Origin of the sequence: Achromobacter piechaudii NBRC 102461 (assembly GCF_001571245.1) — a bacterium.
Classification (GTDB): domain Bacteria; phylum Pseudomonadota; class Gammaproteobacteria; order Burkholderiales; family Burkholderiaceae_B; genus Achromobacter; species Achromobacter piechaudii.
This window is the reverse complement of sequence record NZ_BCTK01000006.1, coordinates 139,890-154,870: the sequence shown is the minus strand read 5'-3', so window position 1 is coordinate 154,870 and position 14,981 is coordinate 139,890. Positions and strand designations below refer to the sequence as shown.

At 66.3% G+C, this 14,981-nt stretch carries 16 protein-coding genes; 10 read left to right on the top strand and 6 right to left on the bottom strand.

The window, feature by feature from the left end; translation table 11 throughout:
• Positions 1-14 precede the first annotated feature (14 nt).
• The gene (locus API01S_RS12885) at positions 15-626 is read left to right on the top strand and encodes a hypothetical protein (protein WP_050728569.1); all 612 of its coding nucleotides are present in this window, start codon (positions 15-17) and stop codon (positions 624-626) included.
• A gap of 45 nt (positions 627-671) precedes the next feature.
• On the opposite strand, the gene API01S_RS12880 is transcribed toward API01S_RS12885, so the two are convergent.
• A complete protein-coding gene (locus API01S_RS12880) occupies positions 672-2,009 on the bottom strand; it encodes a DUF3100 domain-containing protein (protein ID WP_006216060.1) in 1,338 nt (445 codons plus the stop codon).
• Positions 2,010-2,269: 260 nt separating this feature from the next.
• Here API01S_RS12880 and API01S_RS12875 point away from each other — a divergent pair, with 260 nt between their 5' ends.
• From API01S_RS12875 to API01S_RS12860, 4 genes are all read left to right on the top strand, one after another.
• The gene (locus API01S_RS12875) at positions 2,270-3,205 is read left to right on the top strand and encodes a LysR family transcriptional regulator (RefSeq protein WP_061304705.1); all 936 of its coding nucleotides are present in this window, start codon (positions 2,270-2,272) and stop codon (positions 3,203-3,205) included.
• A gap of 74 nt (positions 3,206-3,279) precedes the next feature.
• Positions 3,280-3,471 carry a DUF2970 domain-containing protein gene (locus API01S_RS12870; protein ID WP_006216063.1) on the top strand — a complete coding sequence of 64 codons (192 nt, stop codon included), beginning with the start codon at positions 3,280-3,282 and terminating at the stop codon, positions 3,469-3,471.
• A gap of 192 nt (positions 3,472-3,663) precedes the next feature.
• On the top strand, positions 3,664-5,406 hold the full coding sequence (locus API01S_RS12865; protein WP_061304703.1) for a nitrite/sulfite reductase: 1,743 nt from the start codon (positions 3,664-3,666) through the stop codon (positions 5,404-5,406).
• Complete coding sequence (locus API01S_RS12860; RefSeq protein WP_050728567.1) at positions 5,399-5,944, top strand: DUF934 domain-containing protein; 546 nt, start codon at positions 5,399-5,401, stop codon at positions 5,942-5,944. The genes API01S_RS12865 and API01S_RS12860 overlap by 8 nt, the downstream gene beginning before the upstream one ends.
• Here API01S_RS12860 and API01S_RS12855 read toward each other — a convergent pair.
• Positions 5,892-6,698, bottom strand: a complete 807-nt coding sequence (locus tag API01S_RS12855; RefSeq protein WP_050728566.1) for an IclR family transcriptional regulator — start codon at positions 6,696-6,698, stop codon at positions 5,892-5,894. The two genes, API01S_RS12860 and API01S_RS12855, sit on opposite strands and share 53 nt — an antisense overlap.
• A 103-nt stretch (positions 6,699-6,801) precedes the next feature.
• Between API01S_RS12855 and API01S_RS12850 the strand changes: the two genes are divergently transcribed.
• The 4 genes from API01S_RS12850 to API01S_RS12835 are packed head-to-tail and all read left to right on the top strand — an operon-like array spanning position 6,802 to position 10,918.
• A complete protein-coding gene (locus API01S_RS12850; RefSeq protein WP_050728565.1) occupies positions 6,802-7,794 on the top strand; it encodes a Bug family tripartite tricarboxylate transporter substrate binding protein in 993 nt (330 codons plus the stop codon).
• A 15-nt stretch (positions 7,795-7,809) separates the two neighbouring features.
• Positions 7,810-9,318: a class I adenylate-forming enzyme family protein gene (locus API01S_RS12845; RefSeq protein ID WP_050728564.1), complete on the top strand. Its 1,509-nt coding sequence runs from the start codon at positions 7,810-7,812 to the stop codon at positions 9,316-9,318.
• Positions 9,315-10,106 carry a citryl-CoA lyase gene (locus API01S_RS12840; RefSeq protein WP_050728563.1) on the top strand — a complete coding sequence of 264 codons (792 nt, stop codon included), beginning with the start codon at positions 9,315-9,317 and terminating at the stop codon, positions 10,104-10,106. Before API01S_RS12845 ends, API01S_RS12840 begins: the two co-directional genes overlap by 4 nt.
• On the top strand, positions 10,103-10,918 hold the full coding sequence (locus tag API01S_RS12835; protein ID WP_061304701.1) for an SDR family NAD(P)-dependent oxidoreductase: 816 nt from the start codon (positions 10,103-10,105) through the stop codon (positions 10,916-10,918). Before API01S_RS12840 ends, API01S_RS12835 begins: the two co-directional genes overlap by 4 nt.
• A 58-nt stretch (positions 10,919-10,976) precedes the next feature.
• Here the strand turns inward: API01S_RS12835 and API01S_RS12830 are convergent, their stop codons facing one another.
• On the bottom strand, positions 10,977-11,771 hold the full coding sequence (locus API01S_RS12830; RefSeq protein WP_006216071.1) for a MetQ/NlpA family ABC transporter substrate-binding protein: 795 nt from the start codon (positions 11,769-11,771) through the stop codon (positions 10,977-10,979).
• A 172-nt stretch (positions 11,772-11,943) separates the two neighbouring features.
• Here API01S_RS12830 and API01S_RS12825 point away from each other — a divergent pair, with 172 nt between their 5' ends.
• The gene (locus API01S_RS12825) at positions 11,944-13,017 is read left to right on the top strand and encodes a tetratricopeptide repeat protein (RefSeq protein WP_050728562.1); all 1,074 of its coding nucleotides are present in this window, start codon (positions 11,944-11,946) and stop codon (positions 13,015-13,017) included.
• A 94-nt stretch (positions 13,018-13,111) separates the two neighbouring features.
• Here API01S_RS12825 and API01S_RS12820 read toward each other — a convergent pair whose 3' ends face one another.
• The 3 genes from API01S_RS12820 to prmC form a co-directional block, all read right to left on the bottom strand.
• On the bottom strand, positions 13,112-13,675 hold the full coding sequence (locus API01S_RS12820) for a UbiX family flavin prenyltransferase (RefSeq protein WP_006216073.1): 564 nt from the start codon (positions 13,673-13,675) through the stop codon (positions 13,112-13,114).
• Positions 13,676-13,682: 7 nt separating this feature from the next.
• Positions 13,683-14,009 carry a Grx4 family monothiol glutaredoxin gene (gene grxD / locus API01S_RS12815; RefSeq protein ID WP_006227137.1) on the bottom strand — a complete coding sequence of 109 codons (327 nt, stop codon included), beginning with the start codon at positions 14,007-14,009 and terminating at the stop codon, positions 13,683-13,685.
• A gap of 134 nt (positions 14,010-14,143) precedes the next feature.
• Positions 14,144-14,974 carry a peptide chain release factor N(5)-glutamine methyltransferase gene (gene prmC, locus API01S_RS12810; protein ID WP_050728561.1) on the bottom strand — a complete coding sequence of 277 codons (831 nt, stop codon included), beginning with the start codon at positions 14,972-14,974 and terminating at the stop codon, positions 14,144-14,146.
• Between the last annotated feature and the right edge of the window lie 7 nt (positions 14,975-14,981).

Genomic DNA, 14,981 nt, shown 5'->3' with positions numbered 1-14,981 from the left:
CACAGGGAGCAAGCATGAACGTCACTGCGATCCCCCCCATTGCCCGCGTTGCCGCGCCCTACCCGGCGCGCGTGCCGCTGGTCAACGACACCCAGCCCACCTTTGAAGCCGAGCGCCTGGCCCGCGAAGCCGCCATACGTGACGCCCAGCGTAGCCGCCAGGCGCAAGCCGCGTGGGAAGCGCAGCGCATAGCGCGTACCCGTGAAGCCGCCGAATTGGCGCGTGCCGATGCCGCCGCAGACGTCCGCGCGCCCGCGGCCGTGGCGCTGGATGGCCGAACCGCGCTGGACACGGAACTTGCCCCCGCCTTCGACCCGAATATTTTGCGCGACCAATACGCCGACACGCGCCTGCGCCGCGCCGTGGACGCCTACGCGGCGCAGGCGGATGCCGCCGTGCAGCAGCGGGCGGGCAATTCCAATGACCTGGGCACCATCGAAGGCTTGACGCCGTTGCAGCCTTACCGCGTCGCCATGGGCAACCCGCAGGTGCAGGAATGGCAGGCCGCTGTCGCGGTCAAGGCCGCCGCCGTCGGCGTGCCCGCCGTGGCCAACATCGGCGCCACCGAGAACGTCACCGACAACGCCCGCTATCGCGCGGGCTTCGCCCAAGAAAAAACCGCCTGACATTTGTCAGGCGGTTTTCATTTCCTGCGCGCTACGCGTGGATGATCAGTGGAAGAATTCCGCGATCATCGTGGCGCCCAGGAAGGTGCCGGCGTTGGCGGCCAGGGACACCACCACGATCTTCCAGCCCAGCTTGCGGAAGGCCGGCAGGTCTTTCAGGATCGACAGACCGGCCATGGCCAGGATCACCGTCGTGAACGGCAGGAAGTTCACCTTGCCGACCAGCGCGATGATCTGGTCCGAGTACGGCAGCACGCCGGGGCAGCCGGCCGTCATGGCGATCAGCGACAGCACGAACACGGCGGGCAGCTTGGGCACCACGCGCAGGATCAGGTCGGTCAGCACGACGAGCAGGATGATGATGCCCATGCCCGGCAGTGCGTCCATGAAGGGCACGTTGTAGCCCAGGCGGTTGCCCACCAGCGCGAACAGGCCGCAAATGACATAGGCGGTCAGGCGGTCGCCGAAACCCATCTTGGAGCTGTGGGCCGGCACGTCCTCGGAGACACTTTCGTCCACCACCGATTCCGACGCCTTGCCGCGCGAGAAGCGTCCCAGCACGGGTTCGAGCTTGCCGTACAGGAAGATCGTGGTCGGCAGCGAGATGAAGAGCGTGAAGTACACGCCCACCACCGTCGTCAGCAGGTTGGCGGCGGCGGCCAGCGCGGCCACCTGATGCGCCATTTCCGGCGTCTGCTGGGACGCGATGGCGCCCACGCCGGCGGCCATCATGCTGCCGGAGCCCACGCCCGCGCCCATGGCGAGCGAGCGCGGATCAAAAATGTTCAGGCTGGTGATGAAGCCGGCCATCAGGGCCACGAACAGCGCGCCGATCACCGTGCCGGTGATGTACTCGGCCATTACGCCACGGCCTTCGGGCGAGTTCATGCCGTAGCGTTCGCCGATGATCGCCAGGCTGGGCTCGCGGCCCACCGAGAAGGTGGCGCCGATGGCTTCGCGTTTGATGCCCAGCAGCAGCGCCAGCGGCAGGCCGATGGCCATGGTGCCGAAGAAGTGGCCAAATTCCTGGAACACCAGCGCCCAGCCGGCTTCGCGCACCTGCGGCAGCGCGCCGCCCACCATCAGGCCCAGCTTGGCCAGGAACGGCAGCAGCGCGTATTGCAGGTAGCCGCTGATGCGGGTCTGCATGGCTTTGTCGATGCCGGCGCCCACGGGCAGCCGCTGGCCGAACGCCGCCACGATGGCGCCAATGAAAATGGCCCACAGCATCGGTTGCAGAACGATCTTGCCCGGGCCCACCGAAAACGTGACGCTGCCGATCGCTTCGGAAATGACCACCACCAACAAGATGGCGGCAAGCATACGAATGCGGGCGGATAGCGGCATGGAAGGCGCGGCCAGGCTGGCGCTGGCGTAAGACATCGAATTCCCCTGATGAACGTGAATAAGTTTTCGTGGCGGCACGGCGGCGCGCGGCAATGGCGCGCGTTCGCACAGCAGGCGCGATTTTCGCCGGAGGGCCCAAGCGGCAACCATGACAGCGCCACCGCATAAGCGTTGCGTAAAATGCAACACACGGCGTTTTCCTGGGAAAATTTTGCACGTTATCGAATTTGATACGGGTAAACCCTTAAATTCGATTGTGGATCTGCCGCCGCACCCCGCCCGCCTGGAGCACCGCCATGGATGAAAAACTCGACGCCCGCCGTACCCACTATTTCATGCAGGTCATGAGCCGAGGCTCGGTGCGCGGCGCGGCCGAAGTGCTGGACCTGGACCCGTCGGCCGTCAGCCGAGCCATCGCCGCGCTGGAACGCGACTGTGGCATGGCGCTGTTCGAACGTCGCGGGCGCGGCGTGGTGCCGACCGACGCTGGGCACATCCTGGCGCGCTACGTGAAGCGGCAGCAGAACATCCAGGAGAGCTTCTTTTCCGAGATCGACAGCCTGCGCAACGCCGAGCGCGGCCATATCGACCTGGTGCTGGGGGAAGGCTTCGTCGAACTGATGTTCGACCGCGTGCTGCCCGGCTACTGGCGCAGCCATCCGGAGGTCACGCTGGACATCGAGGTGGCGCGCACGTCGGAAATCGTGCAACGCATTGTGGACGACCGCGCCTATATAGGGTTGGTGTTCCAGCCGCCCAACGACGCGCGCCTGCGCACGCATTATTCGCGGCCCGAGCCGATCCGCGCCATCGTCCGGCAGGACCATCCGCTGACCCGCCTGGGCCGCCCGCTGCTGTTGACGGACCTGGCCGATCATCCCGGCGCGTCGATGCAGGAGGGCTTCGGCGTGCGCCAGCACATCCAGGCCGCCGAGATCAGCGAACAGGTGCGGCTGCGCAACGTGCTGACGACGTCCTCGTTCAAGGCGCTGTGGCAGTTCGCGGCGGCGGGCATCGGCTATGCACTCACGCCGCCCATCGCCGTCACCGCCGACATGCGCGCCCAGCGCCTGGCCAGCCTGCCGCTGGCCAATCCGATTCTGAACCAAGGCAGCCTGCACGTCCTGAGCCGCGCCGGCCGCCACATCTCGCCCGCCGCGCGCGAGTTGCTGGAACACATCGTGCGCGGCATCGGGGCGTCGAGTCCGGCTGCCGCTGATACGGTCGCTTGACGCGGATCTGCATCTGTTTGGCGCCCGCGCCAGCGCCTACAGTGCCAGTTCCCCTCATCCGCCACGAGGCGCATATGCTTAGTTTCCTGCGCACGGTCCGCTCCGTGCTCTGGGGTTTTTTCGGCGTGCGGCGCGGCCGCGGCTATGACGCCGACATCGCCCACAACAAACCCGGCCCCCTGATCGCCACCGGCCTGCTGCTGGCGGCGGTGCTGGTGATCGTGCTGGTCCTCGTCGCCCGCTGGGCGGTGAACGCGGCGGTGTAGTTGGTGGCATAGCGCGCAATCAATGCGCAGGAAAGCGCCGAAGGCGCGAAGCATGGGGGCAATATTTCCTTATTACCAGAATGACTTAGACGGTGCTGTCTGGTGGCTGTTACGGTTATGAATCGCCTTTTCGCCGCGCCTCGCGCCGGCCGCAACAGGGCTCAGACCGAGAAGACCACAAGGGCAGTAGACATGTACGTGTATGACCCCGTCGACCAGCAGCTAGTCGAGCAGCGAGTGGCGCAGTTTGCCGATCAGACGCGCCGCTTCCTCGACGGCCAGCTCACCGAAGATGAATTCCGCGTTCTGCGCCTGCAGAACGGCCTGTACATCCAGCGCCACGCGCCCATGCTGCGCGTGGCCATCCCCTACGGCATGCTGGCGTCGCGCCAACTGCGCACGCTGGCGCACATCGCGCGCAAGTGGGACCGTGGCTACGGGCACTTCAGCACCCGCCAGAACATCCAGTTCAACTGGCCCAAGCTGGAAGACGTGCCGGACATCCTGGCGGAACTGGCCACCGTGCAGATGCACGCCATCCAGACCAGCGGCAACTGCATCCGCAACACCACCACCGACCACTTTGCCGGCGTCGCGCCCGATGAACTCGTCGACCCCCTCGTGTGGTGCGAGATCATTCGCCAGTGGTCCACGCTGCACCCCGAATTCGCCTTCCTGCCGCGCAAATTCAAGATCGCCGTCAGCGGCGCGGTACAAGACCGCGCGGCCGTGGGCGTACACGATATCGGCCTGCAAGCCGTTGAACGCGACGGCGCGCTGGGCTTTCGCGTGTGGGTCGGCGGCGGCATGGGCCGCACGCCCATCGTCGGCAAGCTGATCAATCCCTTCGTGCCCTGGCAGCATCTGCTGACCTATCTGCAAGCCGCGCTGCGCGTCTACAACCTGCACGGCCGCCGCGACAACAAGTACAAGGCGCGCATCAAGATCCTGGTCAAGGACCTGACGCCCGAAGTCTATGCGCAGCAGGTCGATGAACAGTGGCAGCTCATCAAGGACGGCCCCGACACCATCAGCCAGGAATTCGTCGACAGCATCAAGGCCCGCTTCGTGTGGCCGCAATACGATGCCTCTGCCCGCGACGACGCCGACAACACCGACGCCCTGGCCGCGAACGACAAGCGCTTTGCGCGCTGGCTGCGCACCAATGTGCACGGGCACAAGGTCGCCGGCTACGCCGCCGTGACCGTCTCGCTCAAGCCCACCGGCGTGCCGCCCGGCGACATCACTGCCGACCAGATGGACGCCATGGCCGATCTGGCCGACGCCTATGGCTTTGGCGAACTGCGCGTCTCGCACGAACAGAACCTGATCCTGGCCGACGTGCGCCGCGCGCGGCTGCACGAGCTGTGGCAGAAGCTGGAAGCGCTGAACCTGGCCACGCCCAACGTCGGGCTGTTGACCAACATCATCGCCTGTCCCGGCGGTGACTTCTGCGCCCTGGCCAACGCCGTCTCCATCCCCGTGGCCGAAGCCATCCAGCGCCAGTTCGACGACCTGGACTACCTGTTCGAAATCGGCGAACTGGACCTGAACATCTCGGGCTGCATCAATTCCTGTGGTCACCACCACGTGGGGCACATCGGCATCCTGGGTGTCGATAAGGCCGGCGAAGAGTGGTATCAGGTCACGCTGGGCGGCCGTCAGAATGGCGCGGCCAAACCCCTGCCCGATCTGGAATCCACGCGTGGCGGCGGCGCCGCTGTGGGCCGCATCATCGGCCCCTCGTTCGCGCGCGATCAGGTGCCGGGCGTTGTAGATCGGTTGATCCGCACCTACCTGGGCCTGCGCGACAGCGAATCCGAACGCTTTATCGACGTGGTGGACCGCGTCGGCATCGACCCTTTCAAGCAGGACGTCTACGCCGATCCCGCCTTCGCCAAACCCGCACAAAGCGCCGAGCCCGCCCATGTCTGATCTCTACGCCCACGACGCCCCCGGCCCGCACCTGATCCGCGACGGCCGCCTGCAAGCCGATACCGCGCGCCCCTTCGTGCCCGAACCCGAAGTGGCCGCCGCAGGCCAGGTGCCCACGGACGAGCCCGGCTGGATCGTGCCGCTCTCGATCTGGAAGACGTCACGCGCCACCTTGCGCCGTCACCATCACCCGGTGGCCGTGCTGCTGGAACCGGATGCCGACCTGCGTGATCTGGCCGACGCCGACGGCAAGCTGGACCCTGCCGGCATCGCCTTCATCGCGGTGGACTTTCCCAACTACACCGACGGGCGTGGCTATTCGCTGGCGCAACTGCTGCGCACGCAATACCACTGGACGGGCGAACTGCGCGCGGTCGGCGACGTGATGATCGACACCATCCACTATCAGGCGCGCGTCGGCTTCAACAGCTTTCTGGTCAAGCCCGGCCACGATCCCAAGAAGGCGCTGGACGCCTTCAATACGTTCACGGTGCATTACCAGAAGACGTATCGGGCCCCCGCGCCGGCTGCGGCCTGAGCTCGTCCTGCGCCAGCTGGCTGCGGATCAATTCCGCAATGCTGCGCTGGCGCGCGGCCTGCATCCGATCGATCAGGCTGGACACGCTGACTGCCAGACGCGGATAGCCGCTGGCGTCGCACACAGCGACCCCCACGCCCAGCACCCCCGGCACCGCCGCATTGCCCACCACCGACCAACCCCGGCCGCGCGTGTTCTCGACCAGACGCCGCATCTGCACGCCAGTCATGCCGCCGTAAGCGCGCAACGCCTGCTCGTTCTGCGCCACCACGTCATCGGCCTCGGCCGGCGGCAAGGCCGCCAGCAGCGCAAGGCCCGCCGCGCCCACGCCCAAGGGTTGGCGGTGGCCCACCGTGACCGCCAGCACCTGCACTGGGTAATTGCCCACTTCCCGATGCAGGCATAGCGAATCGTTCGCCGCCCGGCAGATGAGAAACGCCGAATCGCCGGTCACGTCGCTGATCTGCCGCAGCACCGGCCGCAGGCCGCGCACCGCCTGCGCATGCGGGTCGCCCGCCATCAAGACGCCCAGCTCTGCGATGCGCCAGCGTGGCGCGTCCGACTCGCGCAGCGCGTAGCCCTCTTCGACCAGCACATCCAGGTAGCGATACGCGGTGGACCGCTGCAGGGCCGCCGCGCGCGCGATGTCGGCCACGTGCATGCCGGCCGCCCCCGCTTGCCGCAACACGCCCAACACCCGCAGACCGCGCCGCAGCACGACGGGCCCCGATGACTCCGATTCCGGCTTGTTCATATTTTGGACACCTTGCATTGCTGAGGCTTGCATCAGAGCCCAATATCAAATCGGGCAGACAAAGATCTGTCCAAATATTAGACAAAACAGGACGGAGACAACGATGAAGACTGCATACACGAGGCGGCTGGCCGCCCTCGCGCTGACGCTGGGCGGCACGCTTGCCGCCAGCGCCCCTACCCTGGCCGCCAAGCCCTACCCCGAACGGCCCGTGACGCTGGTGGTCGGCTACGCGGCGGGCGGCGCCACCGATATCGTCGCGCGCCTGATGGCCAAGTCGCTGTCCGAGTTGCTGGGCCAGACCTTCGTCGTCGAAAACAAGACGGGCGCCAACAGCAACATCGGCGCGGAAATCGTGTCGCGCGCAGCGCCCGATGGCTACACGTTGTACGTGGGCTCCATCGCCAACACGATCAATCGCAGCCTGTATAGCCAGCTGAACTACGACTTCATCAAAGACTTCAAGCCCGTGGGCATGGTGGCGACCATCCCCAACATCCTGGTCGTCAATCCCAAGCTGCCGGTCAAGACCGTGCAGGAATATCTCGCCTACGCCCGCGCGCATCCGGGCAAGCTGACCTGCGCCTCATCGGGCAGCGGCTCGTCCATCCATCTGTCGTGCGAACTGTTCAAGATGGAAACGGGCACCGACATCCTGCACGTGCCCTACCGGGGCAGCGGTCCCGCCGTGGCGGACCTGCTCGGCGGACAGGTCGATTCGATGTTCGACAACCTGCCCTCGTCGCTGCCGCACGTGCAGGCGGGCAAGCTGCGCGCGCTGGGCGTCACGTCGCCGCAGCGACTGCCCTCGGCCCCTGACGTGCCCACGCTGGCCGAGTCCAGCCTGCCCGGCTTCGACGTGGAATCCTGGTTCGGCCTGGTCGCGCCGGCCGGCACGCCGCAACCCGTCATCGCGCGCCTGAACGAAGCCTTGAACCAGGCGCTGGCCAGCCCGGCATTGCAGGCGTCCTACAAGCAGGCCGGCTTCTACGCGCCCGCCACGCCCAACACGCCCGAGACCTTCGCCAAGAAGATCGACAGCGAAATCGACAAATGGGCCGCGGTCGTCAAGCGCGCCAACATCAAGGCCAACTAGTTTCAGGAGCACAGGGTGTACCCGATCGATTTCTTTTTCCGCGCGGCCGAGCAGTATCCCGAACGCGTCGCGCTGGACGGCCCGGAAGGCGTCATGACCTATGCCGACCTGGCCGCCCGCACCCGCGCGCTGGCCGCCGCGTTGCAAGACCTGGACCCGGAACCCCAGACGCGCGTGGCCATCTGCGCAGGCAATTCCGCCCGCCACATCCTGGCGCTGCTGGCCGTGCTGGCCAGCGGCAAGATCTGGGTGCCGCTCAACTACCGCAGCACCGCGCGGGAGATCGGGCGCATCCTGGACGCGACCTCGCCGTCCATCGTCATCGTCGACCCCGTCGGCGATCCGCTGGCCATAACCGTGGACAGCGCACGCATCCATCTTGAAGATGGCGCGGACGATGGCCTGTGCCTGGATGCCTTGCTGGCGCAAGACGTCGGCCGCGAGCCGAAGCGCCACGCGCTGTCCCGCGACGCCACGCAAGCCATCAAGTTCACGGGCGGCACCACCGGCCTGCCCAAAGGCGTGATGCAGCCGTACCGCGCGTGGAACGCCGGCATCATCAACCAGATCGCCAGTTGGGAACTGACGCGCGACGACCGCTACGTGGTGTCCGCCCCGATCACGCATGGCACCGGCACCTACGTGCTGCCGGTGCTGGCCGCAGGCGGCGCGCATCTGTTGCTGGACAGCGTCACGCCGGCCACCATCACCGCCGCATTCCGCGAACGCGGCGGCACGCTCAGTTTCATGCCGCCTACCTTGATCTACATGATCATGGCGCAGCCCGGCGTGTCGCGCGCGGATTTTCCCAAGCTGCGCAACCTGATCTACGGCGGCGCGCCCATGCCGCCCGAAAAGATCGAACGCGCGCGCGACTTCTTCGGACCCGTGCTGGGCACGACCTACGGGCAGACCGAAGCGCCGCAGATCGCCACCGTGCTGCGCCCCTCGGACCTGAACGATCCGCGCAACCGCGCCTCGGTCGGACGCGCGACGTGGCTGTCCGACGTGGCCATCATGGCACCCGACGGCACGCTGCTGCCACGCGGCGAGATCGGTGAAGTCGTGGTGCAAGGCGACCTGACGATGACGGGCTATTGGCGCCTGCCGGAGAAGACCGCCGAAACGCTGGTCGATGGCTGGCTGCATACCGGCGACACCGGCCTCATCGACGCACGCGGCTATCTGTTCCTGAAGGACCGGCTGCGCGACGTCATCATCACGGGCGGCTTCAACGTCTATCCCGTCGATGTCGAGAACGCACTGTCGTCGCACCCTGCCGTGTACGAATGCTCGGTGTTCGGCCTGCCCGACGACAAGTGGGGCGAGGCGGTCCACGCCGCCGTGCAGTTCCACCCCGGCGCGCATGCCGACGCCGACGCGCTCAAGGCCCATGTGCGCGCGCTGCTCGGCCCGGTCGCCACGCCCAAGCAATTCCATATCCATGACAGCCTGCCGCGCTCCAGCGTCGGCAAGGTCCTGAAGAATGCCGTGCGCGACGCCGCACAAAAGGAGACGCCATGAACACGCCCGAAACCCGTCTTTGCGCCCATCACCTGACCGGCATGTCGTACCGCGACGTCGATCTGGTCGATGAGCTGATCGGCAAGAAGACCTTCACCGAAGTCATGATCATGCAGATCCTGGGACGCGACGCGCGCCCGGTGGACATGCGCATCGTCGACGCGGTGCTGGTCACGCTGATGGAGCACGGCATGACGCCCAGCGCCATCGCCACGCGCCTGATCTACATGAGCGCGCCTGAAAACCTGCAAGGCGCGGTGGCCTCGGGGCTGATGGCGGTGGGCAGCCAGTTCGTCGGCACGATGGAAAATTGCTCGCGCCTGCTGGACCGCATCAAGTCGGCGGCGGACGGGCGCGCCGAAGCGCTGGCCATCGCACGCGAATTCCGCGAACAGCGCCAGGCGCTGCCCGGCTTCGGCCATCATCTGCACAAGCCCGACGATCCCCGCTCGATCAAGCTGCTGGCGCTGGCCGAGGCCGAACCCGACCTGCAAGGCGCATCGCTCAAGGCGCTGCGTCTGTTGTCGGCGGCGGTGGACGAGACCTATGGCAAGCACATCACCATCAACGCCACGGGCGCGGTCGCGGCGCTACTGAGCGAGATCGGCGTGCCGACCAATCTGATGCGCGGCTTTGCCGTGATTTCGCGCGCGGCCGGCCTGGTGTCGCACGTGGCCGAAGAGCAGCAAAGCCCCTCGGGCCGCTACATCTGGGAAACCATCGACCATGCCATTCCCTATGTCGGCAAGGGCAAGACCCATCAGCAAGAGGACGGAGAATCCGCATGACGGCCACCGCCCCCGATACGCGACTGGCGGGCAAGGTTGCGCTGGTGGCCGGGGCCGGCGCGTCCGCCACGGGCTGGAGCATCGGCAAGGCCAGCTGCGTGACGCTGGCGCGGCAAGGCGCGGCCATCATTGCGCTGGACGCCAATCTGGCGGCGGCGCAGGACGCGGCCCATGAAGTCGAACAGGCAGGCGGCAGCGCGCTGCCGGTGCAGGCGGACGTGGCCGACCCCGATGCGATGCAGGCGGCTGTAGAAGTCGCGCTGGCCCGCTATGGCCGCATCGACATCCTGCAAGCCAATGCAGGCATCGGCAAGGTGGGCGGCCCGGAAGATATTTCGCTGGAGGACTGGGATCGCATCCAGCAGGTGAACGTGACCAGCCTGTTGATCGCCACGCGCCTGCTGGCGCCCGTGATGCGTCGCCAAGGCGGCGGCGCCATCGTCACGGTGTCGTCCATCGCGGGCATCCGCTACACCGGTTATCCACATCTGGCCTATAGCGTCAGCAAGGCCGCGGTCATCCATTTCGCGCGCATGGCGGCGCAGCAATACGCCGCCGACGGCATCCGCGTGAATACCGTCATCCCCGGCTTGATCGACACGCCGCGCGTGGCGCAGAACGTAGCGCGCATGTACGACCCGAACGATCTGCAAGCGGCGCTGGCCGCGCGCGACCGGCAGGTGCCGATGGGCCGCATGGGCACGCCTGGGGAAGTGGCGAAGGCGGTGGCTTTCCTGGCGTCGGACGATGCGTCCTACATCACGGGCACCGAGCTGGTGGTCGATGGCGGGCTGACCGGAAAATACGCCTGAGCGGCGCGTCGCCGGCCAACCGTCGCCGTCACCAGCTGCCCGCCGCCCGTCGCCCGCTTTACCACGACGTCGAATACGCCCCCGGGAACTGCTTGGCCACGAAGGCCTTCACCTCATCGGACTGATACGCCTTGATGAAGCGGGCGATGCGCGGATCGTTCTTGTTGTCCTCGCGCGCGGCAATGACCACGGCGGCGAACGGCGCAGTCTTGCTTTCCAGCGCCAGCGCGTCCTTGGCGGGCGACAGGCCGGCTGGAATCGCGTAGGCGGAATTGACCGCCGCCGCGTCCACGTCCGCCAGCGAATGCGGCAGCTGCGCCGCTTCGATTTCGATGAACTTCAGGTTCTTCGGATTCTCGACCACGTCGAACAGCGAGGCGGTGACGGTCACGCCGTCCTTGAGCTTGATGAGCTTGGCCGCCTGCAACACCAGCAATGCGCGCGCGCCATTGGTGGGGTCGTTGGGGATCGCCACCTTGCCGCCTTGCGGCAGATCGTCCAGCGACTTCAAGCGTTTTGAATAGATGCCCATCTGCTGCACCACGGCGGTCGCCACCGGCACCAGCTTGTAGCCGCGCGCCTTGTTCTGCGACTCCAGGAAAGGCTTGTGCTGATAGATGTTCAGGTCCAGTTCTTTGGCGTCCAGCGCTGCGTTGGGCTGGATGAAGTCGCTGAACTCGACGAGCTTCACCTTCAGGCCCTGCTTGGCCGCCACCTGCTGCACCACTTCGCCGATCTGCGCATGCGGGCCGACCGTGACGCCCACTTTCAATTCGGCGTCTTGCGACCAGGCGGAGGCGCTGGCGAATCCAAGCACGGCGGCGACAACGGCCAGGGTATGACGAACACGCATGAGACATCTCGACAGTAGAAAGAATGACCCGCGATTCTATGCAGCGCGCTACCAAACCGGAAGCGATGAATATTCATATTGATATGCGCAAAATCACATAAAGCACCGCGCCATGACAAGCCCGCGCCATGCAGACACAATAGCGGCTGCCTTCAATCAAACGCTTTGCACCATGTCCACTTCCAACGAATTGCACCCGCACGCGCGCGCCCTGCTTGCGGACCACTACGCCGCCATCGATGCCGACCTGCCCGCCTTGCTGGATATGCTGTTCGCCCGCAGCGCCGGCGAAGACTGGCACAAGGCCGGCACCTTCAAGCACCATCTGCTGGGCGTGTACCGCACGCTGGCGCTATGGAACCAGCCGCGCGAAGTCCGCATGCTGGGCCTGTTCCACAGCGTCTACGGCAACGAATACGTGGACCTGACGCTGTTCGACCGCGAGCGCGAACGCTCGACCTTGCGCGAGGTGCTGGGCGAAGAAGCCGAAGCGTGGGTCAGCCTGTTCTGCGCCATGCCGCGCACGAAATTCGTGCAGGCCGTGCTGGCGGGACAAGGCACGGGCCACGACGGGATGCGGCTGGAAGGCGCGGACGGGACGGTCTATGCGTTGACGCCGCGCCAGGTAGCCGCGTTCATCGTCGTATCCGCCGCCGACATCGGCGAGCAATGGCATAGCTGGCAGGACGAGATCTTCGCGGGCTATCCGCAGCAGCAGCGCCGCGACCTGAATACTCACTGGGCCGCATCGCTCTGGCCCGGTCCGCTCAAGCCGCCGTCAAACATCCTGTCGATGCTGTCGCATCTGCTGGCGCCGCTGTCGCAGATGCCGGGCTATACCGGCATCCCGATCCCGCCCGCCTTCGACGCCTGCCGCGCCACCCTCAGCGCGCGCGACGAAGCAGCGGCCAGCGCGCTGTACTGGCAGGTCATCACGCGCATGCATCCGCTGACGGAAATGGACAGCGCGCGTCATCTGCTGGAAGCCGCCGTGGCGCATAACCCCTGGGTGGGCGAACCGCGTCTGCTGCTGGCGCAGCTGGCGCTCACGTCGGGCGATTTCGACGCGGCCGAGCAGCACGCGGTGGCCGGGCTGGCCGCCTTGCAAGCCTGGGGCACGGCGTGGGACAAGCGCATCGAATGGGCGGGCTGGATGGCCTGGGCGCGCATCGAATTGCAGAACGCCCGCGCGCGTCAGTGGCCCGAGAATCTGGCCGCCTTGAACGGCTTGGGGCTGGTGCAGTAAGAGTCGGCGCGGTGAACCCGCCGCGCATGAAAAACCCCCAGGGTTGGACGTCATCCAACCGATGGGGGTCAGCGCTTGCAACGGCGGGGCTGGCTTACTTCATGCCTTCCCAATGCGGACCGGGCACGATGATGTCGAACAGTTCCAGCACGCGCGCGACGGTGTGATCCACCATTTCCTCTATCGAGGACGGGCGATGGTAGAAGGCCGGCAGCGGCGGAAACACGATGCCGCCCATTTCGGTCACCGCCGTCATATTGCGCAGGTGCGCCAGATTGAACGGCGTCTCGCGCACCAGCATCACCAGCCGGCGGCGTTCCTTCAAGGTGACGTCGGCGGCGCGGGTGATGAGGTTGTCTGACAGGCCATGGGCCACTGCCGCCAGCGTGCGCATGGAACACGGCACGATCACCATGCCAGCGGTTTGGAATGCGCCGCTGGCCAGCGTCGCGCCCACATCGCGTACCGAATGCACGTGGTCGGCCAGCGCGTAGACATCGTGACGACTGACATCGAGCTCGTGCTTGATGTTCAGCACGCCCGAGGCGGACACCACCAGATGCGTCTCGACATCGTCAACGCCGCGCAGCGCTTGCAGCATGCGCACCGCGTACAGCGAACCGGTCGCGCCGGTGATGCCGATTACGAGCCGCCGCATCGCGGCTTCAGGCCGTTGCGCCGGATTGCTCCAGCAGCGTCTTCAGTTCGCCGGATTCGTTCATCTCATTCATGATGTCCGAGCCGCCGATGAATTCGCCGGCCACGTACAGCTGAGGAATGGTGGGCCAGCTGGAGAATTCCTTGATGCCCTGGCGGACTTCGTCGTCTTCCAGCACGTTGACGGTAACCAGCTTCTTGACGCCACAGCCCTTGAGGATCTGGATGGCCTTGCCGGAAAAGCCGCACTGGGGGAATTGGGCGGTGCCCTTCATGAACAGCACGACGGGGTGCTGGGTCACGGTTTCGCGGATGAATTCTTGAACGTCGCTCATGGTGGTCTCTTGGACAGGCATAACGGAATATGCCGATTATAGGTACAGCGGAAAAAACCGCCCGAAATCCCCGGCTGCGGGGCGGGCCAAACGCGGTTTCCGCCCTGAAAGTCTGTAACAAATGACCCGGTTGTTCAGCGGGCGGCGGGCCAGCGTCCGCCTGAAATGCGTTCGATACCCGCCAGGTCGTGCCGGCTGTGCACGTTGTCAAAGCCCGCGCTGGTCAGCAATTCGCGTACCGCCTGCGCCTGGTCCCAGCCATGCTCCATCCACAACGCGCCGCCCGGTTTCAGGTGGCGACCTGCGCCCGCCACGATGCGGGCAAGGTCTTCCAAGCCGCCCGCGCCATCGGTCAGCGCGCCGCGCGGCTCAAAGCGCAGGTCGCCCTGGTCCAGATGGGGATCGTCGCTGGCCACATAGGGCGGATTGGACACGATCAGGTCAAAGCCTTCGCCAGCCGGCACGGCGTCGAACCAGCTGCCTTCAACGAAACGCACCGACGCCGTCAACTCCCACGCATTGGCCGCCGCCACCTTCAACGCGGCGGCGCTGAGGTCCGACGCCATGACGCGCGCATCGCGGCGCGCCAATGCGATGGAGATAGCGATGGCGCCGCTGCCGGTGCCCAGGTCCAGCACGGCCGGTCCAGCGATGGCCGCAACGCATTCCAGCGCCGTTTCCACCAGCACCTCGGTGTCGGGACGCGGAATCAGCACGTCGGGCGTGACGAGAAAGCGATGGCCCATGAATTCACGGTGACCCAGCAGATACGCCATGGGCTCGCCCGCCAGCCGGCGCGCCAACAGCGCTTCGTAAGCCGCCGCGACGTCGGGCGTCAGCGGATCGGTGTCGTGCGCCAGCAGCCACGCGCGCGGCTTTTGCAGGACGTGCTCAAGCAGCATGCGCACTTCCAGGCGCGGCAGGCGGGTGTCGAGCAGCAGGCTTTTAAGCTGGGGCGTCGTCATGGCGCGC

Bases quoted from the DNA above. Each gene is read 5' to 3' on its own strand.
- API01S_RS12870 (WP_006216063.1), top strand. From the start codon at position 3,280: ATGCTTAGTTTCCTGCGCACGGTCCGCTCCGTGCTCTGGGGTTTTTTC.
- API01S_RS12875 (WP_061304705.1), top strand. From the start codon at position 2,270: ATGGATGAAAAACTCGACGCCCGCCGTACCCACTATTTCATGCAGGTC.
- grxD (WP_006227137.1), bottom strand. From the start codon at position 14,009: ATGAGCGACGTTCAAGAATTCATCCGCGAAACCGTGACCCAGCACCCC.
- API01S_RS12885 (WP_050728569.1), top strand. From the start codon at position 15: ATGAACGTCACTGCGATCCCCCCCATTGCCCGCGTTGCCGCGCCCTAC.
- API01S_RS12840 (WP_050728563.1), top strand. From the start codon at position 9,315: ATGAACACGCCCGAAACCCGTCTTTGCGCCCATCACCTGACCGGCATG.
- API01S_RS12820 (WP_006216073.1), bottom strand. From the start codon at position 13,675: ATGCGGCGGCTCGTAATCGGCATCACCGGCGCGACCGGTTCGCTGTAC.
- API01S_RS12825 (WP_050728562.1), top strand. From the start codon at position 11,944: ATGTCCACTTCCAACGAATTGCACCCGCACGCGCGCGCCCTGCTTGCG.
- prmC (WP_050728561.1), bottom strand. From the start codon at position 14,974: ATGACGACGCCCCAGCTTAAAAGCCTGCTGCTCGACACCCGCCTGCCG.
- API01S_RS12850 (WP_050728565.1), top strand. From the start codon at position 6,802: ATGAAGACTGCATACACGAGGCGGCTGGCCGCCCTCGCGCTGACGCTG.
- API01S_RS12860 (WP_050728567.1), top strand. From the start codon at position 5,399: ATGTCTGATCTCTACGCCCACGACGCCCCCGGCCCGCACCTGATCCGC.
- API01S_RS12830 (WP_006216071.1), bottom strand. From the start codon at position 11,771: ATGCGTGTTCGTCATACCCTGGCCGTTGTCGCCGCCGTGCTTGGATTC.
- API01S_RS12880 (WP_006216060.1), bottom strand. From the start codon at position 2,009: ATGTCTTACGCCAGCGCCAGCCTGGCCGCGCCTTCCATGCCGCTATCC.
- API01S_RS12855 (WP_050728566.1), bottom strand. From the start codon at position 6,698: ATGAACAAGCCGGAATCGGAGTCATCGGGGCCCGTCGTGCTGCGGCGC.
- API01S_RS12835 (WP_061304701.1), top strand. From the start codon at position 10,103: ATGACGGCCACCGCCCCCGATACGCGACTGGCGGGCAAGGTTGCGCTG.
- API01S_RS12865 (WP_061304703.1), top strand. From the start codon at position 3,664: ATGTACGTGTATGACCCCGTCGACCAGCAGCTAGTCGAGCAGCGAGTG.